Here is a 24,485-nt window from a genome sequence, read left to right as displayed (position 1 = left end):
GGCTTGCTCGCGAAGGCGGTGTGTCAGTCAGACCGCTTTCGCGAGCAAGCCCGCTCCCACATTCGATATATGCCAGCTAAAAAATCGGCTCAGGCCAGGCCTTCGTCAGTCGCCGGCACGATCAGGATGCCTGCGCGCAAGCCGTTCTTGACCTTGGGGTTGGGGAAGATGATCCGCGCGCCCTGCTCTTCAATGACCCAGCGCGTGCTTGCCAGGTCCTCGGCCACCACGTAACCCTCATCCAGTTCGGAAAAGTTCTCGATGTCCGCCGGCAGGTTCAGGCGGAACGCATCGCTGTGCTTGATGATTTCCCGCGCCACGCTGAATAGCTGCAAACCGTCCAGGCCTTCCTGGGCCGGATCCGGCTCGTTGCCTTCGATGATCTGCTTCAGACGGGTTTCCAGCAGCGAGACGTTGACTCCGGCGTTCTGCCCGAACGGCCGCGCCTTGCCCAATTCCAGCGTGAAGGACTCGGCACCGAGCTTGTCGTAGGTGTAGGAGCTGAACACGATCGACGGTTTGTTCTGCAACAGCACCGCTTCCATTCCGGCGGCGCGCAGGCGTGCCAGTTCGCGGCGGGAATGCCGACGCCCCTCTTTCCACGGATACAGGGCGAACTGCTCGATCTTCGACCCCCGAATCGCCGTGTGCAGGTCGTAATGCAGGCGCTGGCGGTCCGCCACGCTGAAGAAACTTGCCGCCAGGCGCTCCAGTTCACAAGCGCGCAGGGCTTCGGAACCGCTGCTTTGTTCGTGACGGCCATTGAACAGCCGATTGACGTCCTGCTCGACGAAACGCTCGCCCTTGCGAATCGCCTCGGGATTGCCGAACAGGAACAGAATGCGTGCGCGCGGCTTCAAATCGCCGCGTGCGATGTCATGCAACAGCCGATCAAGCAGTTCGATCGGTGCTGTTTCGTTGCCATGGATCCCGGCGGACAGCAGCAGATCCAGGCCATTGTCGCGTACTTCCGGCGGCCGGACTTCCAGCGCGCCTTCGCTCAACCAGCGCATGCGCACGCCTTCGACAGTCAGTTGAGTCTTCTCCGCCGGTTCGCGGCCGGCGAGGGTCAGTTCAAGCAGTTTGCCGAGGGCGAGCATAGAGCGGTTTCCTTAGTGATCGTGTTTGCAGTCCGGGCCGTGAACGTGTTCCTCGTCGTCACCGAGGTCGGCCGGCTCCATTTCCAGTTGCAGACTTACCAGATTAGTCGCCAATGGGCGCAGCAGCAGGTTGGCGTATTCCGCATCACCTTCTTCGACGTCCACGCCAATCAGCAATTGGCCACGGCCGTCCTGCTGAATCCAGACTTCCTTGCCTTGCCACATGACCGCGAAGCGGGTGCAGGAAGTTTGCAGCTGCGTGCCGTCGGTGTCTTCAAGGATCAGCTGCAGGGAATCGCTCATGTCTTTTACTCTCTGGGGTAGACGAACCGCGCGCCGCGCTCGGGCGGCGCGCCGGCCATCAATTGATCTGGAATGGATAAACCGCGCCCAGTTTAAGGATTTGCGTCAGTTCATCCAGTGCCGTCCGGCATTCAAGCAGCAACTGCGGGTCCGCCAGATCGTTTTCGCTCAGGCGGTCGCGGTAGTGCTTTTCAACCCATGCGGTCAACGAACCGTACAACGGGACCGTCATGATAACGCCTGGATTGACCGCCGCCAGCTCGGTCTCGTTGAGCGCGACGCGCAGTCGCAGGCAGGCCGGGCCACCGCCGTTCTGCATGCTTTGCTTGAGATCGAAGACCTTCACCTCGCGAATCACCCCGCCGGAGCTGGTCAGACTTTGCAGGTAGTTCCAGACGCGCTCGTTGCTGCGGCACTCTTCCGGCACGATCAACAGCATCGAGCCGTCAGGACGCGACAGAAGCTGGCTGTTGAACAGGTAGGAACGAACCGCGTCATCCACGGTGACCGCCGAACGCGGTACGCAGACAGACTGGAATTTCCCGCCGGCCTTGGCGAGTTTGCTCGCCAGTTCCGCCAGCATGTTGTCGGTGTCGAGGAACGCGTCCTCGTGATAGAACAGCACCTCGCCGTTGCCCACCGCGATCACGTCGTTGTGGAATACACCCTGATCGATCACCGCCGGATTCTGCTGAGCGTAGACCACGCCGTCATCACGCAGGCCGTGCAGACGGGCAACCGCCTGGGACGCTTCGAGGGTCTGGCGCGCCGGGTATTTCTGCGGCGCCGGATAACGGGTGTCGAACGCACTGCGACCGAACACGAAAAACTCGACGCCGGCTTCACCGTACGCACGGCAGAAACGCGTGTGGTTGGCTGCGCCTTCATCGCCAAACTGCGCCACCGCCGGCAGTGCGGCGTGGTGGGCGAAGTGCTGTTGATCGGCAAACATCGCGCCCAGCACACGGCTGGTGGTCGGGTGTTCGATACTGCGGTGATATTTGCAGTTGAGGTTGGCAGCGGTGAAATGCACGCGGCCGTCAGCGGTGTCGGCGCTCGGGCTGACGGTAGCGGCGTTGGCCACCCACATGCTCGACGCCGAGCAACTGGCGACCAGCAGCGGCATCGCTTCTTTCGCGGCGCGCTCAATCACCTGAGCATCGGTGCCACTGAAGCCCAGACGGCGCAAGGCAGCCACATCCGGGCGCTCCTGCGGTGCCAGCACGCCCTGCTGAAAGCCCATTTCCATCAGCGCTTTCATTTTCGCCAGGCCTTGCAGCGCAGCTTCCTTCGGGTTGGAAGACTGCTGGCTGTTGCTCTGGGACGCCACGTTGCCGTAGGACAGACCACCGTAGTTATGGGTCGGCCCCACTAGACCGTCAAAATTGACTTCATAGGATTTCATCAGCGAGGCTCCACGAGAATCTGTTGTTATAGGCTTCAGTTACTAAGTTTCGAGACCGCGTCGCGGCATTCGCGGGCAAGCCCGGCTCCCACAGGTCGGGATGGTGTATCCAGCACAGATCCTGTGGGAGCGGGCTTGCCTGCGAAGGGCATCACGCCATCTTCACGCCCGGCGTCAGGGCCGCCGGCAGCACCAGGCTCGGGGTTTCCAGCGAGGCTACCGGGTATGCGCAGTAATCCGCCGCGTAGTAAGCACTGGCGCGATGGTTGCCCGAGGCGCCGACGCCGCCGAACGGCGCGCTGCTCGCGGCGCCGGTCAGTTGCTTGTTCCAGTTGACGATACCGGCACGGCTTTCCAGCCAGAACTGCTGGTAACGCGCCTCGGAATCCGACAGCAGGCCAGCGGCCAGACCAAACGCCGTGTCATTGGCTTCGGCAATCGCCGCCGCGAAATCGGCGTAGCGGATCACTTGCAGCAGCGGGCCGAAAAACTCTTCGTCGGAACGCTCGGCAACCGCCGTCACATCAACGATGCCCGGCGTCAGCAACGCCGACTGCGCCTGCGGCTGCGTCATCGCCAGCAGCGACACCGCGCCATTGGCCAGCAGATGCGCCTGGGCATCCATCAGCGCTTTCGCCGCACCAAGGGAAATCACCGAACCCATGAACGGCGCCGGTTGCTGATCGAACGCACCGACCTCGATGGTCGCACTGACTTCCACCAGACGCTTGAGCAGGCTGTCGCCCCACGCCCCTTGCGGCACCAGCAGACGGCGGGCGCAGGTGCAACGCTGACCGGCGGAAATGAACGCCGACTGAATGATCGTGTAGACCGCCGCATCGAGGTCAGCGACCTGATCGACCACCAGCGGGTTGTTGCCGCCCATCTCCAGCGCGAGGATCTTGTCCGGGCGCCCGGCGAATTGCTGGTGCAGGTGGTTGCCGGTACGGCTGGAACCGGTGAAGAACAGGCCGTCGATACCCGGATTGGCCGCCAGGGCGATCCCGGTTTCGCGGGCGCCTTGCAGCAGGTTGAGCACGCCGGCCGGCAGACCGGCCTCGATCCAGCACTTGACCGTCAGTTCGGCGACTTTCGGGGTCAGTTCGCTCGGCTTGAACAGTACGCTGTTACCGGCCAGCAGCGCCGGCACGATATGACCGTTCGGCAAGTGCCCCGGGAAGTTGTAAGGGCCGAACACCGCGACCACGCCATGGGGCTTGTGGCGCAGAACGGCGGTGGCGTCGCCCAGCGGGCCGCTCTTCTCGCCGGTACGCTCGCGGTAGCTCTGCACCGAGATCGCGATCTTGTTGACCATGCTGGTGACTTCGGTCGCGGCTTCCCACAGCGGCTTGCCGGTTTCCTCACCGATGGTGCGGGCCAGTTCGTCGCTGTGATTCTTCAGGGCGGCGGCGAAGGCTTCGAGCACGCTGATGCGCTCGTCCAGGGTGCGGCGCGCCCAGTCCGGAAACGCCTGACGCGCGGCCTGCACGGCGGACTCGACCTGCGCGGCGGTGGCGCCCTCCCCCGACCACAGCACCTGCTGGGTCACCGGGTTCAGCGATTGAAAGGCTTCGCCCTGACCGGCCAGCCATTCACCTGCGATGTATAGCGAATTCATTATTTCGACTCCCGAGCAGCGGACAACGCCACGGCGCGAACCTGATCGCCTGCGTTGAGTTGAAGACGTTTGGCGGTCAGCGGATCGACCACCAGCGTGCCGGCGGCCAGACGCGCCGCAGCGGCAGTGATCCGGCAGTCTTCGCGTTTGCGGTTATGGATGATGAACGGCGTTGCGTCGTCGCCCGGCGTGCCAATCGCCAGCACCAGCGCTTCACTGTCACGCACCGCGCGAATCTTGCCGGTTTCGCATTCGATGGCAGGACCGGCGTCGAAGATGTCGACGTAGCCCTGATAGCTGAAGCCTTCACTCTTGAGCATCGCCAGAGCCGGCTCGGTGTCCGGATGAACCTGGCCGATGACGTTGCGCGCGCCTTCGGAAAGGAAGCAGGTGTACAGCGGGAATTTCGGCATCAATTCGGCGATGAACGCCTTGTTGCCGACGCCGGTCAGGTAATCGGCCTGGCTGAATTCCATCTTGAAGAAATGGCGGCCCAGGCTTTCCCAGAACGGCGAACGTCCGGCGTCATCCGAGACACCGCGCATCTCGGCGATGATCTTGTTGCCGAACAGCTCCGGGAACTCGGCGATGAACAGCATCCGCGCCTTGGACAGCATGCGGCCGTTCAGACCGGTGCGGTAATCGGCGTGGAGGAACAGCGAGCACAGCTCGGAGTTGCCGGTCAGGTCGTTGGCCAGGAACAGCGTCGGGATTTCGCGATAGATGCTCAGTTCCTGCGAGGCACTGACGGTCAGGCCGACACGGAAGTTGTACCACGGCTCACGCAGACCGACGGCGCCGGCGATGGCGGAAATCCCCACCACGCGACCGTTGTCGTCTTCGAGCACGAACAGGTAGTCCGCATCGCCACGGCCGGCTTCACCGCGAAAGGTCTTCTCGGCCCAGCCGACCCGATGGGTCAGGCGCTCTTCGTTGGCCGGCAGGGTCGTAAGACCAGTGCCGGTGCTGCGGGCCAGGTCGATCAGAGCGGGCAAATCGCTGCTGCGTACGGGACGAACAATCATGCTATCTCCTCAAACGGGCCGCCTTCGCCACCCGTGAAACTCGCTAAGGCGTTAAACCGCCACCAGGCGCACGCTGGCACCTTCACCGACGCCCAGGGCTTCGGCCGCTTCCAGATCCAGGGTCACCGGTTTACCCGGCGCGTAATCGAGCTCGAGCAATACCGCGCGGTAATCCTGCAATTGCCCGTTCGCCACCAGATACTGGCGACCGATGCCTTTGACCGGTTCACCGATCTTCACCGGCACCACACGGCTCTGGGCGATCGAGCGGATCCCGGAAACCCGTGCATGCAGGGTCGGGCCACCGTCGAAAATGTCGATGTAGTGATCGGTCTCGAAGCCTTCGCGCATCAGGATGTCGAAAGTGATCTGCGCACGCGGATGCACCTGGCCCATCGCTTCCTGAGCGGAATCCGGCAGCAGCGGCACGTAGATCGGGTAATGCGGCATCAGCTCGGCGAGGAAGGTGCGGCTTTTCAGGCCACACAGGCGCTCGGCTTCGGCGTAGTTGAGGTCGAAGAAGTTGCGGCCGATGGCGTCCCAGAACGGCGAGTCGCCATTTTCATCGCTGTAGCCGACGATCTCGGTCACCACCGAATCGGCGAAACGCTCGGGATGGCTGGCGACGAACAACAGACGGCCACGGGAGTTGAGCTCCGACCATGGCGAGCCGACCAATTCGCGCTTCACATAGAAGCTGGTCAGCAGACTGTTGCCGGTCAGATCGTGGCACTGCGAAAGCACGTGGATCTTGTTATGGATCTTCAGCTCGCGGGACGCATGCACGAAGGTTTCGTTGCGGAAGCTGTAGAACGGCTCGGAATAACCGGCCGAAGCGACGATCGCCGAGCAACCCACCAGCGTGCCGGTGGTGCTGTCCTCAAGCACGAAGAAGTAGCTCTCTTCACCGTTGAAGCTCACTTCGGCGGCGAACGAGGCTTCGCTGGCGGCGATCTTGTCGCTCAGGCGTTCCACGTCATCCGGCAAGGAAGTGACACCAATCGGACTGTCCGCAGCCAGACGCTGTACCTCGCCCAGATCAGCCATTTGCGCGGGGCGCATCACCAGCATGGTGTCACTCCTTTCTCTCAGAACTTACAGAAGAAAAATCCCGGGCCGTCTCCGCAGGAGACTGTGGGAGCGAACTTGCTCGCGAAGGCGGTGTGTCAGTCAACAGAGTCGCTGTCTGACCTACAGCTTTCGCGAGCAAGTCCGCTCCCACATTTTTGTTCTTGCCCGAAACAAAAAATTGGGTCCGACGCCTGAACAGTCAGGCGTCGAAAGGTCTATCAGGCTTGCGTCAGTTTTGCGGCGGCGCGTTCGAAACGCTCCAGGCCGGCGTCGATATCGCCGTCTTCAACCACCAGGCTCGGGGCGAAACGGATCACGTCCGGGCCGGCTTGCAGAATCATCAGACCTTCTTTTTCAGCGGCGTTGAAGATGTCCTTGGCCTTGCCTTTCCAGGCATCGCTCAGCACACAACCGATCAGCAGACCGAGACCACGCACCTGAGTGAACAGGCCGTATTTCTCGCCGATCTGCTCCAGGCGGGTCTTGAACTTGTCGTGCTTGGCGTTGACGCCGCTCAGCACCTCAGGGGTGTTGATCACGTCGATCACCGCTTCGGCCACGGCGCACGCCAGCGGGTTGCCGCCGTAAGTGGTGCCGTGAGTACCGACGACCAGATGTTTGGCCAGTGCTTCGGTGGTCAGCATCGCCGCGATCGGGAAACCGCCGCCCAGGCTCTTGGCGCTGGTCAGGATGTCCGGCGTCACGCCGTAGTGCTGGTAGGCGAACAGCTTGCCGGTACGGCCCATGCCGGTCTGCACTTCGTCGAACACCAGCAGCGCGTTGTGCTGGTCGCACAGTTCACGGGCGCCTTGCAGGTAAGCCAGTTCGGCCGGCAGCACGCCACCCTCGCCCTGGATCGGTTCCAGCACGATGGCGCAGGTCTTGTCGGAAACGGCGGCTTTCAGCGCTGCCAGATCGTTGTAAGGCACGTGGGTGATGCCGGTGATCTTCGGGCCGAAACCGTCGGAGTACTTCGACTGACCGCCGACGTTCACGGTGAACAGGGTACGGCCGTGGAAGCTGTTGAGCGCGGCGATGATCTCGTATTTCTCGCTGCCGAAACGGTCGAACGCCACGCGACGGGCCAGCTTGAACGCGGCCTCGTTGGCTTCGGCGCCGGAGTTGCAGAAGAACGCGCGCTCGGCGAACGTGGCGTCGATCAGCTTGTGCGCCAGGCGCAGGGCCGGTTCGTTGGTGAACACGTTGGACACGTGCCACAACTTGTTTGCCTGCTCGGTCAAGGCACCGACCAGCGCCGGATGCGCGTGGCCCAATACGTTAACGGCAATCCCGCCGGCGAAGTCGATCAGCTCGCGGCCGGCCTGGTCCCAGACGCGGGAACCGGCGCCACGCACCGGAATGAAAGCGGCAGGCGCGTAGTTGGGAACCATTACCTGGTCGAAATCGGCGCGTTGTACCGCAGCGTGCTCAACGGACATCGGAGTCTCCTGAAGACGAACACTCGCCTGAAACTGGCGAGCGATGGGGGGATTGTAAGGACAGTTTTCTGCCCGGCCTTGTCGCCAAGCGACAACTTCTTATAGCGCAAACCCCGGATTTTCCCGGGTTTACGGCAATGCGACATATAGCGTCGCAAAGGCGCAGTTTAAACTGCCGCCGGCATTTGCAGCAGGCCCGGGAGCATATCAATTGCGCAGCGGCCGACGGTCATACATATGTACCGCATCCGCGCTGCCGATCTCTGATTTGCTGGGGTCTTTCCGACGTACAAGGATGCACTCGATGCACGCAGTCCCCGGCTCCCCCTCCGCCGTCAAACCGCTCAACCCCGCCGTACACTACGAACCGCTCAGACATGCCTTCCCCGAATGGCTCGGCAAGGCTTCGGCCAAGCGCCGCGCGGCGCTGAAGAGTGCCCGCCACCCGCTTTCCGAAAAACTCAAGAACGCACCCAGGGAACGGCACGACGAGCTGCGGGGCGTCATTGCCCGGCGCATGGCCGCACAAAACACCCTCGATCAAAAACTCGAACACCTGCAGGACGCCGCTGCCTACGCCGAACCGCTGCTCACCCAGGCATTGAAAAACAGATTCGGCCTGGACCTGGATGTCAGGAACACTTTCCTGCGTCTTTATATTCCGCTGAAAACCTCTGGCATCCCGATCACCACCGGTGCGCAGACCTGGACGGTGTCGCTGCTGGATGCGGCACTGCATAACTTCGAAGCTAGCGAAACCGAGGCAGATGCCTACGCGCCCGAATCCACGTTCATCAGCAAACCGTCCGCGTCAGGTCAGTTCGAAACGCTGCCGCAGATCAAGGCGAAGATCAGCATCGCGGCGTTCGCCCGGCTGTGCCGCGAGCTCGATATCGGCGCCAGCTTCAAGGCCTCGCTCGAAGAAAACCTCGGTTTCACAAATCCGGTCGCCGCCGCCGTTTTGCGCCTGCACATCGACGCCAGCGAAAAAGCCGCCATCCAGGCCGCCCTGCACATGGCGCAACTGAGCGGTGACGTCAGTGAAGTGTACGTGCGCCTGATCGGTGGTTTGCTCGATGGTTTGCAAGGCATGCGCGTCGACAGCCAGGCGCTGCTGTGCCACGACCTGACGATGATGTCGAAAACGCTGACCGGCATTCTCGTGTTCGCCCCGGACCTGGAGCAGGATCGCGAGTCGATCAGGGTGGTGGCCTATGTGCCGGACGATCCCGAACATCCGATCAAGGAATACGCCTCGACCCGCGAAATGCTGAAGGAACTGACCCGCCAGCTGCGCGCGCCGGAATATCAGCAGTTTTTCAGCCGTTTCATCGACCATGACCAGCGCGGGCACTTCTTCGCCGACCTCGGACGCCGCCTCAGCGAAGTGACGTTCCACGAGCCGCAGGCCGGCAGTTCGTTGCCACCCTGGCGCGATACCCCCATCGAAAATCCCAGGCTGCAACTGGTTGCCACGCCCATTCGCGGCGAGCTGTTGGAGCATCTCTACCAGCGCAAACTGAACAAGATCCTCAACGACGCAGCGGCAATCGCCGTCCCCACCGCCACCGTCGACCGCAATGCGCGCTGGGTGATCTGGGACTCTTTCGTCAAGGTCGCGTCCGCGATCGTTGAACTGGCTTCGTTCGTGTTGATGCCCTTCGTACCGTTCCTGGGCCAGGTGATGATGGCCTACATGGCCTATCAGTTTCTCGACGACGTATTCGAGGGCATTGTCGATTGGGCTGAAGGTTTGACCGATGAGGCCTCCGGGCATCTCTTCAGTGCGCTGGAGTCGTTGATTCAACTCGGGGCGTTCGGCGTCGGCGGCGCCATTGCCATGCAAGAGCTGCCGAAGATTTTGCCCGCCGAGATCCTTTCACTGGCCGACCGCTTCCAACCGGTGAAACTGCGCAATGGCAAAACCCTGTACTGGAAGCCGGATCTGAAACCCTACGAGCATCCCGCCCCGCCGGCGGACGCCGCCAAGCCCGACGCCCAAGGCTTGCTCCGGCACGACGGCAAGACACTGCTCGCCAACCATGACGCGCACTTCGCGCTGACCGATCACCCTCACCCGGAAAAGTACCGGATCCAACATCCCAGGCGCACAGACGCCTACCAACCCATCGCGCACCATAACGGCGAAGGTGCCTTCCACACCGAGCTTGAGCAACCCCTGCAATGGGATACCGCCACCGCGTTGAAACGCATCGGCCACAGCTTAGAACCCTTCTCCCCCGCTCAGCGCGAACGCATTCTCAAGGTCAGCGGCTACCCGGAAAATGCCCTGCGCAAAATGCATGTGAATCGCGAGTCGGTGCCGCCGCTGCTCGCCGACAGCATCCAGCGCTTTCGGATCGATCAGGAGCTGCAAGGCTTCATCGAGCGGATCGCCAGTGACAACCCCGAGCAATACCTCGGCGCAGATCAACCAACCCAACTCCAGTTGCTCAAGGAGCAGAAACTGTTGCCGGACACCCGGCGACTGCGCCTGCTCAACGCCAAGGGCGAAACGCTCTGGGAATCCTCCACGGACGAAAATCTGCCGCTGACGGACCTCCAACAGAATCAACTGACCGACGGCGACCTGCTCAAAACGCTGCTGCAATCGCTCGACGAATCGCAAATCAACACGTTACTTGGCGAGAGCCAGGGTGAGCAGATTGCCCTTGAGGCTCGCGTCCGCCAACTCCGGGCCAGGCTCGCGCAATTCGCCCGGCAGCATCGCGCCGATCTGTTCAACCGCCGTTATGCCACGCAGCAACGCAGTGACGATCCATGGGTGGCGAAAGTCTTGCTGCATGAACCCGGCCTCCCCATCCGCATCACCGAGGAGCTGCTGAAAACCGCCACCGGTGACGAGCTGCTGGAGATCGACAACGGGCGCTGGCCGCAGCACCAGCAGGCGCTTGCCAGCGAGGCCCGCGAGCAATTGCGCATTACCCGTGCCTACGAAGGGCTTGAACTGGACTCGGTCCACAACCCCGACAGCGACACCCTGGCGCTGCACAGCCTGCAACGCTTGCCGGGCTGGTCGAACGACATTCGCCTGGAAGTTCGCGAACAATCCCCCGAAGGCAAACTCGTCGACAGCACCGGCCCAACCCAGGCCCGCGTGCAGAAAGTGCTGGTGCGCAAAACCGATGGCACCTGGCAGGCGTACGACGATCAGGGCAAGGAGCTGAATGCTTCGATGGATTTCTACAACAGCGTCCTGCAAGCGCTGCCCGACAGCGAGCGCCAGGCACTGGGTTTACAGATTGGCGAAGGCGACAAACTCAAACACGCCATTCGTGACAATCCGCACGAGCGCGGCGAGCTGCGTCTGCTGATGTCCTCCGAACCCGCAAAACCCGTGGTCAACGACACGCTGCGCCTGGTCGGTTCGGAGGGCTACCCGCTGATCAGACGCGGCGACTCGCGGGAGCTGGAGGACTTGATCAGGGAGGTTTTTCCCGGCATCACCGAAGAAGGTCTGGCGGCCATGGAGTACACATTACTCAATCATCCGGATGGCGCCCGAGCCGAGCTGGCTCGCCTGCGCCTGGAATATGCCCAGCTGGAAAACGACCTGGACCAATGGCGGATCAATACCCCGCAAATCCATCCCGTCACCGGCCAGCAACTGACGACGCAACAATTCCAAGCCGCCCGCCGCAACCGCGACCTGTTCGCCAGGGAGCTGCGCAAATGCTGGCGCCGGGAAAGCCGCGAAGCCTACGGCTACCGGATGCGCTTCCCCGAGCCGCTGCTGGGTGACCTGCCCGAGCTGAGCGCCGATTTCAGCCACGTCGCCAGCCTGGAACTGGCCGGCACCGGCGGCTCCGGTTCGGTGGATGCGTTCGTCGCCCATTTCCCGCGATTGCTGCGCCTGGATCTGCGCCACTTCAATCTGCGTAACCTGCCCGAGGCCGTGGCGACGACACCGTCCCTGCGCCAACTGCGCCTGCGCAATTGCCAGATTACATTGACGCCGACGAACCAGACGCTGCTGGCATCGCTGTCCGAACTGACCGCGCTCGATCTGCAGGCCAACCCACTGGGCGCCACCCCGGACATCCGCGCGATGACGGGACTGCACCACCTCAACCTGTCGAAAACCGGCCTCTCCGAATTGCCGGTCGGGCTGTTCGAACACCCACAATTGAAAAGCGTCTGGCTGCGCAACAACCGAATCACCGCCCTGCCGGACGTCCTGTTCCAGCAGCCTGTCGAGCGTTCCGCCGGGTTCGATTTTTCCGGCAACCCGTTGTCCACCGCCACCCGGGAACAGGTCAAAGTCCACTTCAACCAGACCGGCAAAGACTTTGGTGTGCAGGCTAACCGTGCGGATATCGACCGGATCAAAACATTGTTTCCGGATCTCAACGACCGCCAGGCCAACGCGTTGCTGTATCGCCTGCCCGGCTCGCTGCTGCAGGGCCGTTTGCAGGTGAGCCAGTGGGAGGAGGAATTCGCCCGGCTTGCGAACGAGCTGAACACCTGGAGCGGTGACATCCCGGATCGCGACACCGTGAGCGGCACTCCCCTCAATGCCAACGAGCAATTCAATGAGCTGCACGCGCGGGAAACCTTTGCCTGGCAGGTGCAACGACTGTGGCGCCAGCGCTCCAGCGATAACCCGCTGAACCGGGCCGAGGTGTTCAGCGCAGACCCAGGCTTCACCGGTGACCTGCCGCAACTGAGCGTGAACTTCGATCACGTCACCGGCCTATCCCTCGGTGGCAACAAGGGCCTGCGCGCCACCTCGCCGTTCCTGCGCAGTTTCCCCGGCCTGCGCCAATTGACCCTGCGCAATTTCGCGCTCGATCAACTGGCGCAAACACTCGGTGATCTGCCGCGCCTCGAATCGCTGGTCCTGAACGATTGCGGCATTTCTCTCGACAGCGAGTTGCAGAGCGCGCTTGAAGCCTTGCCGAACCTGGAATCGCTTGAGCTGCCGAACAATCCGCTGGGCAAGGCGCCGAAGGTCGAGACATTGCCCGAGCTGTCCTACCTCGACCTGTCGAATACCGGGATCAGCAAAGCCCCGCCCGAACTGGCCGCGCATCCGAAACTGCAAACGGTCATCGTCAGCGACAACCAGTTGACCGAACTGCCCGAGGCCTTCTTTGAGCTGCCCGGACGCAAAAGCGAAAACTTCGACTGTTCGAACAACCCGCTGACCGCCAGCACCCGGGAACGGATCAAGGTGTATTCCCGCGAGCACGGCAAGGACTTCGGCGTACTCGCCGACCCGGCCGACATCGACGCGACCAAAGCGCTGTTCCCCAGCCTCGACAACGAAGAAGCCAGCGACGTGTTTTACGGCTTGCCCGGCGATCTGGAGCACGGGCGCAGCCAGCTCAGGCACTGGAAAGCCGAGATCGAGCAACTGACCAGCGATCTGGCGGCCTGGAAAACCGCCATCCCCGAAACCCATCCGCTGTCCGGGCAACCCCTCAATACCCCGCAACTGATCGCCGAGCACGCGGCCAGACAGGAATTCGCCGATCACCTGGAAGAGCTGTGGCGCGCCCGATCGGCGGACTCGCCAAGGCAACGGGCGCAGAACATGCAATGGAAGGTGCCGTTCATCGGCGACCTACCGGCGCTGTCGACGGACTTCAGCCATGTGTCCAACCTGACCCTGCACGGCAACGCGGCAGTGAGTGGAGTCGATGCCTTCCTCGAAGGGTTTACCGGACTGCATCAACTGGAACTGCAAAACTTCAGCCTCGGCCAACTACCGACAGCCACCCGTCGCATGCCGCAACTGGGCCATCTGCTGCTGAGAAGTTGCGCGCTGAAACTGACGCCCGAATCGCAAGCGACGCTTTCATCCCTCGGGCCACTGCAATACCTGGACCTGAGCAACAACCCGCTGGGCAGCGCACCCAAACTGGATGGCTTGCCACTGTTGAAACACCTGCGGCTGACCGACACCGGCATTTCCAGCCTGCCGGATGGGCTGTTCGATCACCTGCACATTGCCAGCGGCACATTCGATGACAACCTGATCAGCGAACTGCCCGACGACCTGTTCAACACCCCGGCGGTCACTCACAAGCACTTCAGCTTTGCCGGCAACCCGCTGTCATCGGCCAGTCGCCTGCGCATCAGGCAACGCTTTCGCGTGAACGGCCAGGACTTTGGCGTGTGGTTCGCCCAAAAAGACATCGACCGCACCATCGCCCTGTTCCCGGACCTGAACGATGAAGCCGCCAACCGCGTGCTCTATCTGCTGCCCGGCACACTGGAGGACACCCAGACCCAGCTCCAGCAATGGGAGGCGGAGATCCGCCAACTGAGCGGCGACCTGCAACGCTGGGTCGGTGAAGGGCCTGAACGCGATCCGGCCACCGGCGAGTCGTTCAACGAGAGAGAAAAAGCCACGGAGTCGGCGGCCAGAAAGCTGTTCAGCGAGGAACTGCAAGCGTTCTGGCGCAGCCGACGTTCGGCGAGTCCCGAAATTCGCAACAATGAACTCAGGCAAGTAATGCCGTTCAACGGTGAGCTGCCAGCCCTGAGCGCCGACTTCAGTCATGTCTCCATACTCAGCCTCGACGGCCACGCCAGGCTGCGGATGAACGAGCGCTTCCTTGAATGCTTCACCGGCGTGAAAGTCCTCGAACTGCGCAACCTGGCGGTGGACCGGATTCCGTCGTCAATCACTCGCATGCCAGCGCTGGAAACGCTGGCCCTGAGCAACTGCGGCACGGTACTGGATGCGGCGGGCAACAAGACGCTGACCACGCTGAAAACCCTGACGGCACTGGATCTCTACAACAACCCGCTGGGTATGGCACCCGACCTGCGCGGCCTGCCGAAGCTGGAACTGGTCGACCTGTCGAGCACCGGGATTTCCGAGGTTCCCGTCGGACTCACCGACCATCCCGCGCTGAAAACCGTGATCCTCCACAGCAACTGGATCACCACCATTCCCGAACAGATCTTCAAACTGCCGGCCACGACCACCTTCGGTTTCGACTTCGGCAACAATCCGCTGACCCAGGCCACGCTTGAGCGGATCAAGGTCTGTTATCAGGAACTCGGCGAAGACCTGGGCGTGCTGGCCGATCGCAGCGACGTCACGCGCGCCCAATCGCTGTACCCGCAACTGAGCGACGAGCAGGCCAGCCGATTCATCTATGACCTGCCCGGCACGCTGGTTGAAGGACGCAACGAACTGACGCGACAGGAAGCCGAGTTGCAGGGTTTGATCTTCGGTCTCGACACCTGGAGCAACGATGTCCCGCTCATCAACCCCGACTCCCTGCAACCACTCACCGATGCCGAACTGTTGCTCGAAGCGCAAAAGCGCAACAACTTCAGGGACGCGCTGCTCAGGTGCTGGCGCAATATTCCGGTCGAGGGTTCCGAGGTCGCCAGTCATGGGTTCGCCTCGCGCCTGTCGATCATGGGCGAGTTGCCGAGTCTCAATGCCGACTTCAGCCACGTCCCGGAGCTGTTCCTGCTCGGCTACGGTGATCACACGCCACGGATCGGGCAATTCCTCGATGCGTTTCCCAACCTCGACAGCCTGGATATTCGCGGTTATTTCCTGCCGGACATCCCCGAGGCGGTTTTCTCGATGGGGCGCCTGACCTCGCTGAGCCTGCCCGATTGCGACCTGACGCTGACAGCGCAATCGGTGACCAGCCTGGCCGGCATGGACAACCTGCAAATCCTCCATCTGCACGACAACCCGCTGGCGCTGACACCCGACCTGAGCAACCTGCAAAGCCTGACCGACCTGGATCTGAGCAATGCCGGCCTGAGCGAGATTCCGCCCGGTGTGCTGACCAACCACAACTGGAGCGAAGTCGATCTGTCGAACAACCTCATCACTGACATCGCCGATGAATTGATGGACGTCCCGGCGTATGTCGGCGACCGCTACGACCTGCAGAACAACCCGCTCTCCGAACAGGCCCGCCGACGAATCCGGGCCTATTACGAGGAAACCGGGCTCACATTGAACGTCGACAACATCGCCGGCCAACCGGGCACGGTGAACCGTCCGGGGGGCGATATCGAAGATTGAGATAACCCGCAATGAAAAAAGCCATGGCAGTGATGCCATGGCTTTTGCGTGTCAGGTCAGCCGCGCTCGGGTGGCACCGACGACAATTCGAACGGGCTGCTGCTGCGTCGCTGGTTGCGGTCTTCCCGTGGCGTGGCGCCGAAGAAGTTGCGGTAGGCGCTGGAGAAATGCGGCCCCGAGGAGAAACCGCAGGACAGGCCGATCTGGATGATCGACTTGCTGGTCTGCATCAACATCTGCCGGGCCTTGTTCAGGCGCAGCTCCAGGTAGTACTGGCTCGGCACACGGTTGAGGTATTGCTTGAAGATCCGCTCCAACTGGCGACGGGACACGCACACATGCTGGGCGATTTCGTCGGTGGTCAGCGGCTCTTCGATGTTGGCTTCCATCAGCAACACGGCCTGGGTGAGCTTCGGATGGCTGGAGCCGAGGCGATTCTGCAACGGAATGCGCTGACGCTCACCGCCCTCGCGGATGCGCTCGACCACCAGCTCTTCAGAGACTGCACCGGCGAGTTCGGCGCCGTGATCCCGGGCCAGCACCGCCAGCAGCAGATCCAGCACCGACATGCCGCCGCACGCGCTCAGGCGATCGCGATCCCAGTCGAACAGATGGCTGGTGGCGATGACTTTCGGGAAGCGCTCGGCGAAATCGTCCTGCCAGCGCCAGTGAACGGCGGCGCGATAACCGTCGAGCAGACCGAGTTGCGCCAACGGATACACACCGGCCGACAAACCACCGATCACACATCCGGCACGCACCACTTGCTTGAGCGCGCTGCTGAGGGCCGGCGCCAGGGTGGCCGGCGGCTCATCGGCGAGCAGAAACAGCTTCTGAAAGTTTTCCAGTTTGCCGGCCCAAGGCTCGCCGGGCAGTTGCCACTCGCCTTCGCTCGGCGGCTCGGCTTGCAGGAACGACAACTCGTAGACCACATCCGGATGCACCCGCTGAGCAACACGCAAGGCCTCCTCCGCCAGCGCCAGCGTCAAGGCTTTAGTGCTGGGCCAAATCAGGAAACCAATTCGATGGGCAGTCATGGCGGGCGATCCGAAACATAAACAGAGGAAAAAACCGAAAACGGCTGCAACCAAATTAGACCATCTGGCGCGCTGCGCAGCATGACCTAATTTGGTGCATAACGGGAGCGTTTACTTGAGGCTGCCCGAGAGGAATTGTTGCAGACGTTCCGATTGCGGATTGACCAGCACTTCGCGCGGGTTGCCGCTCTCTTCCACCACGCCTTTGTGCAGGAACACCAACTGGTTCGACACTTCACGGGCGAAGCCCATTTCGTGGGTCACCACCACCATGGTGCGGCCTTCCTGGGCCAGGGCCTGCATGACTTTCAGCACGTCGCCGACCAATTCAGGGTCGAGGGCCGACGTCGGCTCGTCGAACAGCATCACTTCCGGCTCCATCGCCAGCGCACGGGCAATCGCCACACGCTGTTGCTCGCCACCGGACATGTGGCCGGGGAATGCGTCCTTACGATGGGCCACGCCAACCTTGTTCAGGTAGTGCTCGGCTTTCTCGCGGGCTTCGGCCTTGGACACGCCCAGCACATGAACAGGCGCTTCCATGATGTTTTCCAGCGCAGTCATGTGCGACCACAGGTTGAAGTGCTGGAACACCATCGACAGGCGCGAACGCATGCGTTGCAGCTGTTTCGGATCGGCAGCCTTCAGCGCGCCGTCCTTGTTCGCCACCAGTTTCAGCTCTTCGTTGTTGAGCAGGATCTTGCCCGCGTGCGGCTGCTCCAGCAGGTTGATGCAACGCAGGAAGGTACTTTTGCCGGAGCCACTGGAGCCGATGATGCTGATCACATCGCCGGCTGCCGCTTTCAGGGACACGCCCTTGAGCACTTCGTGACTGCCATAGCGTTTATGCAGGTCTTGGACTTCAAGTTTGTACATGCGGTCGGTTCTCACAAAAACAGTCAGTCAGTCGTTGAGCAAGCGCCCGTGACGCAGCGCATCGCGCCCCGCCACCTTGGCCAGCCAGAAACCGGGTTGGGCATAGCGCAGCCGTTCAATGGCAAACAGCACCCCGGACGTACCAGCACATACCGTGCTGACCCGATCGGATACAGGATCGATCACTTCAAAAATCTCGGCGCCGGCCTCGACCCATTCGCCAGGCTTGCGCAAAAAGCTCACCACGCCGGGGTGCGGCGCCAGCAGCAATTCGGTGCCCTCGAACGGCATGCCTTCGCAGGGTTCGTGCGCCGGGTTCGGCCACTCGCCGCTGATCAGGCCTTGCTCGGCGAGGAACGCCAGAATACCCTCGGCCCAGGCCTCGGCATCGGCGCGGTCGGTATCGGCCTGACCACCCAGTTCAATGGTAGTCGCCAGGCAGGCCAGCGGAATCTGCGCGTCCGGAAACAGCCGCGACAGACGCAGCCACGGCAGCGAACAGGCTTCGTCGAAGGAGCTGCCGCCGGAGTCTTCCGCCAGCAGGCCAACCTTCACATCCAGATGCGCAGCCAGCGAACGCCATTGCGGCCAGTGCTGCGGCAACGCGTACATGTGAAGCGCGGCTTCGGCGTCGCAATGCAGGTCCAGCACCACGTCGGCGGTGCAGGCATGGCTGAGCAGCACCCGTTGCATGCCTTGCAACTGGCTGCTCGCCTCAGGCAATGCCGCCAGATGCGCGGCCATCGTCTGACGGATCAGCGCAATGTTGGCATGCGGATCGTCGCCCAACCGGCCTTGCAGCTCGGCGGCCACCGGCGCGCTGAGCTCAACGAAATCACGGTTGAAATTCTTGCCGCTGCCGGCCTCGAAACGGCCCTGGTGATTGCCTTGCAGCAACTGCCCCAGACCCAACGGGTTGGCTACCGGCACGAGTTCGATCACGCCGTTGAGCCGGCCTTGGGCTTCCAGCTCGCCGAGGCGTTTTTTCAGTTCCCAGGCGGTGCGCATGCCCGGCAACTCATCGGCGTGCAGGCTGGCCTGGATGTAGGCCTTGCGCTCGCCACTACCGAAGCGGAATACCGAGATTCGGCGCTCGCTGCCCAGGTGGCTCCACGGCAAAACGTGGTCGATGCGTTCCATATCAGTGCTTCCGTGGGGCCAGGTAGCTCAGCCAGCGACGCTCGGCCAGCTTGAACAGGCGCACCAGAATGAAGGTCAGGCACAGGTAGAACACGCCGGCGGTGATGTACGCCTCGAACGGCAGATAGAACTGCGCGTTGACGGTGCGGGCCGCGCCGGTGATGTCGATCAGGGTCACGATGGACGCCAGACTGGTGGTCTGCAGCATCATGATCACTTCGTTGCTGTATTGCGGCAGCGCCCGGCGCAGGGCCGACGGCAGCAGGATGCGCTTGTACATCTTGACCCGCGACATGCCCATGGCCTTGGCCGCTTCGATCTCGCCGTTCGGCGTGGCCTTGAGACTGCCGGCGATGATTTCGGCGGTGTAGGCGCTGGTGTTGATCGCGAACGCCAGGCACGCACAGAACGTTGCGCTGGACAGCCACGGCCAGAGGAAGCTCTCGCGCACGGCTTCGAACTGGGCCAGACCGTAGTAGATCAGGAACAGTTGCACCAGCATCGGCGTGCCGCGAATCACGTAGGTGTAGAGCCACGCGGCACCATTGACCACGGTGTTCTTCGAGACGCGCATCAGGCCCAGCGGCAACGCCGCCAGCAGACCGAAAAACAGCGACAGCGCGAGCAGTTTGAGGGTGGTCACCAGGCCGCCGAGGTACAGCGGCAGGGCCTCCCAAATGACGTTGTAGTCGAAGATCATAGATCAGCCGCCCTTACGCCTACCGAGTAGCGCTTCTCAAGGTGACGCAGTGCCAGCAACGAAACACTGGTGATGACCAGGTACATCGCCGCCACTGCAAGGAAGAAGGTGAAAGGCTCGCGGGTGGCGTCGGCCGCCTGCTTGGCCTTGAACATCATGTCTTGCAGACCGACCACGGAAATCAGCGCAGTGGCCTTGGTCAACACCAGCCAGTTGTTGGTGAAGCCGGGGATCGCCAGACGAATCATCTGCGGCACCATCACCCGGAAGAACACCTGAAAACTGCTCATGCCGTAGGCCATGCCGGCTTCAGCCTGGCCTTTCGGGATCGCCATGAACGCGCCACGGAAGGTTTCCGACAGGTACGCACCGAAGATGAAACCGAGTGTGCCGATACCGGCGGCCAGCGGGTTGAGGTCGATGTATTCGTCATAACCGAGCATCGGCGCGACGCGGTTGAGCATGTCCTGGCCGCCGTAGAAGATCAGCAGGATCAGCACCAGATCGGGAATCCCGCGAATCACCGTCGCGTACAGGTCGCCCAGCCAGGCCAGCCAGCGCACCGGCGACAGGCGCAGCGCGACACCGATCAGCCCGAGAACGATGGCCAGAGCCATGGACGACAAGGCGAGCTGAAGCGTCAGCCATACGCCATCGAGGATGACAGCCCCGTAGCCTTTCAACATGATTCAGGTCCTCGAAAGTTGGGATGAAAAAATGGCGCAAACCGCAGAGATCCTGTTGCTTGCGCCATTTCTGACTTGTCGCTGCGACGTGTTACTTGCCGTAGATATCGAAGTCGAAGTACTTGTCCTGGATAGCCTTGTACTTGCCGTTCTCGCGGATGGCCGCGATGGCAGTGTTGATCTTGTCTTTCAGGGCGTCGCCCTTGCGAACCGCGATGCCTACGCCGTCGCCGAAGTATTTGACGTCGGTGAAGGCCGGGCCGACGAACGCGAAGCCTTTGCCGGCGTCGGTTTTCAGGAAGCCGTCATTCAACAGCGTAGCGTCCGCCACGGTGCCGTCGAGGCGGCCGGCGGCCACGTCGAGGTAGATTTCGTTCTGCGAACCGTATGGCTTGATCTCGGCACCCAGCGGGGCCAGGACTTCGCGGGCGAAACGCTCGTGGATCGAGCCACGCTGCACGCCGATGTTCTTGCCTTTCAGCTCGGTCAGGCCTTCGCTGACTGCGGTGCCTTCCTTCATGACCAGGCGGGCCGGGGTGTTGTAGTACTTGTTGGTGAAGTCCACGGACTTCTTGCGGTCTTCAGTGATCGACATGGACGACAGGATCGCGTCGATCTTGCGCACTTTCAGGGCCGGGATCAGACCGTCGAACTCTTGCTCGACCCACTGGCACTTGACCTTCATTTCTTCACACAGGGCGTTGCCGATGTCGTAGTCGAAACCGACGATGCTGCCGTCCGGGGCTTTGGAAGCGAATGGAGGGTAAGCCGCTTCGATACCGATCTTCAGGGGCTTCTCATCCGCGAAGGATGGCAGGGACAGCACGGACAGTGCCAGGGCGCCAAGCAGCACGAGTTTCTTCATCTTGGAACTCCATCGGTAAAGGGCAAAAACGGCAGAGTGAGCGACAGCCCAATATGCGAATGGGTGGAACTGAAAAGCGTTGCTGCGTCCGTAGGACTTTTCCCGCTGAAACCGGATGCGATTTCAACACGAGCCACGGCGAGCGAGTGATCGGCATTCTAACGACAGGCCCGAAGCCGATATTTCTTCAATGCGACAACTAATTACAGATGCACCGAGAAACCCGCTTGAGCACATTGACAGCCCTGCAATTTCATGCAAGAGCAAAAGACAGTGAACCGATCTACGCTGCAAATTGCGGGCCTATTATTCGCAAACCCTTCTAATCCGGCAAGCGCGGGGTGATGTCTTATTTTTCACAGGGATTTTCCCGGCCCCGAAACGGGGCGCGACGTTTCCCATCGCCCCGTTGCGCAGCGGGCGGTTACACATTCAGTTACTTGAAGGCTGACGGGTAACAGCGAGAAAGGTCTGACGGGCGAAACCGATAATTATTGGAAAACAAAAAGCCCCGTCCGGCGTGATGCCGGACGGGGCTCTTCAGGCTGCAGACCCGCTGCTTACGCGACGTTCATGGTCTTGTGCGTATCGATCAGATGCTGCACCACACCCGGATCGGCCAGGGTGGAAATGTCGCCCAGACCTTCGTACTCCGCCGTGGCGATCTTGCGCAGAATGCGGCGCATGATCTTGCCCGAACGGGTCTTCGGCAGCCCCGGTGCCCACTGGATCACGTCCGGCGAAGCAATCGGGCCGATCTCCTTGCGCACCCAGTTCTTCAGTTCCAGACGCAATTGCTCGGTCGGCTCTTCGCCATTCTTCAGGGTGACGTAGACATAAATGCCCTGTCCCTTGATGTCGTGCGGCACACCCACCACCGCCGCTTCGGCGACTTTCGGGTGGGCGACCATGGCGCTTTCGATCTCGGCGGTGCCCATGCGGTGGCCGGAAACGTTGAGCACGTCGTCCACGCGCCCGGTGATCCAGTAGTAGCCATCGGCATCCCGACGCGCGCCGTCACCGGTGAAGTACATGCCACGGAAAGTCTTGAAGTAGGTGTCGACGAAGCGGTCATGGTCGCCGTACAGAGTGCGCGCCTGGCCCGGCCACGAATCGAGAATCACCAGATTGCCCTCGGCCTCGCCCTCGATGATGTTGCCGAGGTTGTCGACCAGTGCCGGCACCACGCCGAAGAACGGACGCGCCGCCGAACCCGGTTTCAGCGCATGCGCGCCCGGCAACGGGCTCATCATGTTGCCGCCGGTTTCGGTCTGCCACCAGGTATCGACAATCGGGCAACGGGACTTGCCGACATTCTTGTAGTACCAGTCCCAGGCTTCCGGGTTGATCGGCTCGCCCACCGAACCGAGCAGGCGCAGGCTGCTGCCATCGGCACCTTCAACGGCGGCAGTGCCGGAGGCCATCATGGCGCGGATCGCGGTCGGTGCGGTGTAGAGGATGTTGACCTTGTGCTTGTCGACGATTTTCGCCACCCGGGTGATGTCCGGATAGTTCGGCACGCCTTCGAACAGCAGCGTGGTCGCGCCGTTGGCCAGTGGCCCGTAGACAATATAAGAGTGCCCCGTGACCCAGCCGACGTCGGCGGTGCACCAGTAGATTTCGCCCGGACGGTAGTCGAACACGCGCTCGTGGGTCATCGCTGCGTACAACAGATAGCCGCCAGTGGTGTGCTGCACGCCCTTCGGCTTGCCGGTGGAGCCGGAGGTATAAAGGATGAACAGCGCTTCTTCAGCGCCCATCTCTTTCGGCGCGCAAACGGTGCCCGCCACTTTCATCAGGTCTTCGTACCAGATGTCGCGATGCTGGTTCCACTTGATGTCGCCACCGGTGCGCTTGCACACGATGACTTTCTGGATGCTGCTGGTTTCCGGGTTGGTCAGGGCGTCGTCGACGTTGGCCTTGAGGGAAATCTTCTTGCCGGCGCGGATGCCTTCGTCAGCGGTGATCACCACTTTCGAGCGGCAGTCGATGATGCGACCGGCCAGGGCTTCCGGCGAGAAACCACCGAACACCACCGAGTGAATCGCGCCGATCCGGGTGCAGGCCAGCATGGCGACCACGGCTTCGGGGATCATCGGCATATAGATGGTGACCACGTCACCCCGGTGCACGTCCTGACCGCGCAGGGCGTTGGCGAACTTGCACACTTGTTCATGCAGCTCGCGGTAGGTGATGTTGCGGCTTTCGGCAGGATCGTCACCTTCCCAGATGATCGCGACCTGGTCGCCACGCTCGGCCAGATGGCGGTCGAGGCAGTTGTAGGAAACGTTCAGGGTGCCATCGGCAAACCATTTGATGTCGACGTGGTGATCGTCGAACGACGTCTGCTTCACCGTGGTGAAAGGCTTGATCCAGTCGAGGCGCTTGGCCTGCTCGCGCCAGAAGCCGTCAGGGTTGACGACCGACTGCTGGTACATGGCTTTGTAGGTCGCCTCGTCGGTCAGCGTATTGGCTGCTACCTCGGGACGAACGGGATACAGGGAAGCCGCACTCATCTTTCCTACCTCGGTGTAATAGTTGTTTTTGTATGACCCTGTTGTAGCCGGGGCGACCGTATAGAACCATTCGACGATGGTAGTAACAAGCCCCTGCAAAACGTGGGCATACCCGCCAGCCCCAACATCCACGGCCCCGCCGGCACTGGCGAAGCGGTGATTTTTCATTCTGCGGCGCGATTGTTACCAAATCTGCCAAAGGTGTTTATCAAAACCACGGCTGTTTACCCCTCCCCCGCCTCCCTAAAATTCACCTCGCCGACAAGGCAAAGCGATTAACAACGTTACAGCCCCCACGAAGGCCGTTAATCCAGCGCTCCAAGTAATGAATCAAAGCAATGAAGTTCCACACGCAACCCCAAAAAGGTTGCGTGACCCCACTCGACCTCAAGAAGGTAACTTTGAAATGAAAGCTTTATTGGTTCTGGCCCTCAGCAGTCTGTGCGCAACCGCCATGGCAGACGAGGTCCCGACTGATGTCGCACAGCAACAACCGGCCATCGAGGAATACACTTACTCCACTCATCTGGACATCGCCAAAGTTGTATCGATGAGCGAAGTACCCAATGTCTGCGAAGTGGTTCCGATGAAAATGGAGTACGACGACTCCACCGGCCAGCGTCACATCCTGCGTTACAGCATCATGGGCAACGGCTGCACCAATTGATGATTCAG

16 protein-coding genes are annotated in these 24,485 nt (G+C 61.6%); 2 read left to right on the top strand and 14 right to left on the bottom strand.

The annotated features are described in order from the left end of the window. Positions 1-89: 89 nt before the first annotated feature. The 7 genes from astE to N8H74_RS11800 form a co-directional block, all read right to left on the bottom strand. Positions 90-1,100, bottom strand: a complete 1,011-nt coding sequence (astE, locus tag N8H74_RS11830) for a succinylglutamate desuccinylase (RefSeq protein WP_262147701.1) — start codon at positions 1,098-1,100, stop codon at positions 90-92. A gap of 12 nt (positions 1,101-1,112) precedes the next feature. Beyond that, entirely contained in the window at positions 1,113-1,403 is a 291-nt protein-coding gene (locus N8H74_RS11825) for a topoisomerase II (protein WP_262147699.1), read from the bottom strand. Positions 1,404-1,461: 58 nt separating this feature from the next. Then, a complete protein-coding gene (gene astB, locus N8H74_RS11820; RefSeq protein WP_262147697.1) occupies positions 1,462-2,808 on the bottom strand; it encodes an N-succinylarginine dihydrolase in 1,347 nt (448 codons plus the stop codon). A gap of 151 nt (positions 2,809-2,959) precedes the next feature. After that, positions 2,960-4,429, bottom strand: coding sequence for a succinylglutamate-semialdehyde dehydrogenase (gene astD / locus N8H74_RS11815; RefSeq protein WP_262147724.1), 1,470 nt, complete (start codon positions 4,427-4,429; stop codon positions 2,960-2,962). Next, a complete protein-coding gene (astA, locus tag N8H74_RS11810; protein ID WP_262147695.1) occupies positions 4,426-5,451 on the bottom strand; it encodes an arginine N-succinyltransferase in 1,026 nt (341 codons plus the stop codon). The genes astD and astA overlap by 4 nt, the downstream gene beginning before the upstream one ends. A gap of 51 nt (positions 5,452-5,502) precedes the next feature. After that, positions 5,503-6,522, bottom strand: coding sequence for an arginine/ornithine succinyltransferase subunit alpha (gene aruF / locus N8H74_RS11805; protein WP_217832944.1), 1,020 nt, complete (start codon positions 6,520-6,522; stop codon positions 5,503-5,505). 218 nt (positions 6,523-6,740) lie between these two features. Next, the gene (locus N8H74_RS11800; protein ID WP_262147692.1) at positions 6,741-7,961 is read right to left on the bottom strand and encodes an aspartate aminotransferase family protein; all 1,221 of its coding nucleotides are present in this window, start codon (positions 7,959-7,961) and stop codon (positions 6,741-6,743) included. Positions 7,962-8,265: 304 nt separating this feature from the next. On the opposite strand from N8H74_RS11800, the gene N8H74_RS11795 reads away from it, so the two are divergent. Then, entirely contained in the window at positions 8,266-15,990 is a 7,725-nt protein-coding gene (locus N8H74_RS11795) for a DUF6543 domain-containing protein (protein ID WP_262147690.1), read from the top strand. A gap of 56 nt (positions 15,991-16,046) precedes the next feature. Here N8H74_RS11795 and argR read toward each other — a convergent pair whose 3' ends face one another. From argR to acs, 7 genes are all read right to left on the bottom strand, one after another. After that, positions 16,047-17,027: a transcriptional regulator ArgR gene (gene argR / locus N8H74_RS11790; protein WP_217832941.1), complete on the bottom strand. Its 981-nt coding sequence runs from the start codon at positions 17,025-17,027 to the stop codon at positions 16,047-16,049. 111 nt (positions 17,028-17,138) lie between these two features. After that, positions 17,139-17,903 (bottom strand): ATP-binding cassette domain-containing protein, encoded by a 765-nt coding sequence (locus N8H74_RS11785; protein WP_003227281.1) that lies wholly within the window; start codon positions 17,901-17,903, stop codon positions 17,139-17,141. A gap of 27 nt (positions 17,904-17,930) precedes the next feature. After that, complete coding sequence (locus N8H74_RS11780) at positions 17,931-19,043, bottom strand: M14 family metallopeptidase (RefSeq protein ID WP_262147688.1); 1,113 nt, start codon at positions 19,041-19,043, stop codon at positions 17,931-17,933. Position 19,044: 1 nt separating this feature from the next. Next, the gene (locus N8H74_RS11775) at positions 19,045-19,743 is read right to left on the bottom strand and encodes an ABC transporter permease (RefSeq protein ID WP_217832939.1); all 699 of its coding nucleotides are present in this window, start codon (positions 19,741-19,743) and stop codon (positions 19,045-19,047) included. Beyond that, the gene (locus N8H74_RS11770; protein WP_217832938.1) at positions 19,740-20,429 is read right to left on the bottom strand and encodes an ABC transporter permease; all 690 of its coding nucleotides are present in this window, start codon (positions 20,427-20,429) and stop codon (positions 19,740-19,742) included. Before N8H74_RS11770 ends, N8H74_RS11775 begins: the two co-directional genes overlap by 4 nt. Positions 20,430-20,520: 91 nt before the next feature. Then, complete coding sequence (locus N8H74_RS11765) at positions 20,521-21,294, bottom strand: ABC transporter substrate-binding protein (RefSeq protein ID WP_217832937.1); 774 nt, start codon at positions 21,292-21,294, stop codon at positions 20,521-20,523. A 560-nt stretch (positions 21,295-21,854) separates the two neighbouring features. Continuing rightward, positions 21,855-23,810, bottom strand: a complete 1,956-nt coding sequence (gene acs / locus N8H74_RS11760) for an acetate--CoA ligase (protein ID WP_262147685.1) — start codon at positions 23,808-23,810, stop codon at positions 21,855-21,857. Positions 23,811-24,216: 406 nt separating this feature from the next. On the opposite strand from acs, the gene N8H74_RS11755 reads away from it, so the two are divergent. Then, positions 24,217-24,477 carry a DUF2790 domain-containing protein gene (locus N8H74_RS11755; RefSeq protein ID WP_007951066.1) on the top strand — a complete coding sequence of 87 codons (261 nt, stop codon included), beginning with the start codon at positions 24,217-24,219 and terminating at the stop codon, positions 24,475-24,477. Positions 24,478-24,485: the final 8 nt, after the last annotated feature.

Origin of the sequence: Pseudomonas sp. B2M1-30, from assembly GCF_025447575.1 — a bacterium.
In the GTDB taxonomy this organism is placed as follows: domain Bacteria; phylum Pseudomonadota; class Gammaproteobacteria; order Pseudomonadales; family Pseudomonadaceae; genus Aquipseudomonas; species Aquipseudomonas botevensis.
Note: the sequence above shows the minus strand (reverse complement) of the source record. Positions and strands in the feature narration are given on the sequence as shown.

What these genes read in the sequence shown, in the direction of transcription:
- argR (WP_217832941.1), bottom strand. Translation starts at nt 17,027, where the DNA reads ATGACTGCCCATCGAATTGGTTTCCTGATTTGGCCCAGCACTAAAGCC.
- N8H74_RS11755 (WP_007951066.1), top strand. Translation starts at nt 24,217, where the DNA reads ATGAAAGCTTTATTGGTTCTGGCCCTCAGCAGTCTGTGCGCAACCGCC.
- N8H74_RS11780 (WP_262147688.1), bottom strand. Translation starts at nt 19,043, where the DNA reads ATGGAACGCATCGACCACGTTTTGCCGTGGAGCCACCTGGGCAGCGAG.
- N8H74_RS11765 (WP_217832937.1), bottom strand. Translation starts at nt 21,294, where the DNA reads ATGAAGAAACTCGTGCTGCTTGGCGCCCTGGCACTGTCCGTGCTGTCC.
- N8H74_RS11800 (WP_262147692.1), bottom strand. Translation starts at nt 7,961, where the DNA reads ATGTCCGTTGAGCACGCTGCGGTACAACGCGCCGATTTCGACCAGGTA.
- aruF (WP_217832944.1), bottom strand. Translation starts at nt 6,522, where the DNA reads ATGCTGGTGATGCGCCCCGCGCAAATGGCTGATCTGGGCGAGGTACAG.
- astE (WP_262147701.1), bottom strand. Translation starts at nt 1,100, where the DNA reads ATGCTCGCCCTCGGCAAACTGCTTGAACTGACCCTCGCCGGCCGCGAA.
- acs (WP_262147685.1), bottom strand. Translation starts at nt 23,810, where the DNA reads ATGAGTGCGGCTTCCCTGTATCCCGTTCGTCCCGAGGTAGCAGCCAAT.
- N8H74_RS11785 (WP_003227281.1), bottom strand. Translation starts at nt 17,903, where the DNA reads ATGTACAAACTTGAAGTCCAAGACCTGCATAAACGCTATGGCAGTCAC.
- N8H74_RS11775 (WP_217832939.1), bottom strand. Translation starts at nt 19,743, where the DNA reads ATGATCTTCGACTACAACGTCATTTGGGAGGCCCTGCCGCTGTACCTC.
- N8H74_RS11795 (WP_262147690.1), top strand. Translation starts at nt 8,266, where the DNA reads ATGCACGCAGTCCCCGGCTCCCCCTCCGCCGTCAAACCGCTCAACCCC.
- N8H74_RS11770 (WP_217832938.1), bottom strand. Translation starts at nt 20,429, where the DNA reads ATGTTGAAAGGCTACGGGGCTGTCATCCTCGATGGCGTATGGCTGACG.
- astB (WP_262147697.1), bottom strand. Translation starts at nt 2,808, where the DNA reads ATGAAATCCTATGAAGTCAATTTTGACGGTCTAGTGGGGCCGACCCAT.
- N8H74_RS11825 (WP_262147699.1), bottom strand. Translation starts at nt 1,403, where the DNA reads ATGAGCGATTCCCTGCAGCTGATCCTTGAAGACACCGACGGCACGCAG.
- astA (WP_262147695.1), bottom strand. Translation starts at nt 5,451, where the DNA reads ATGATTGTTCGTCCCGTACGCAGCAGCGATTTGCCCGCTCTGATCGAC.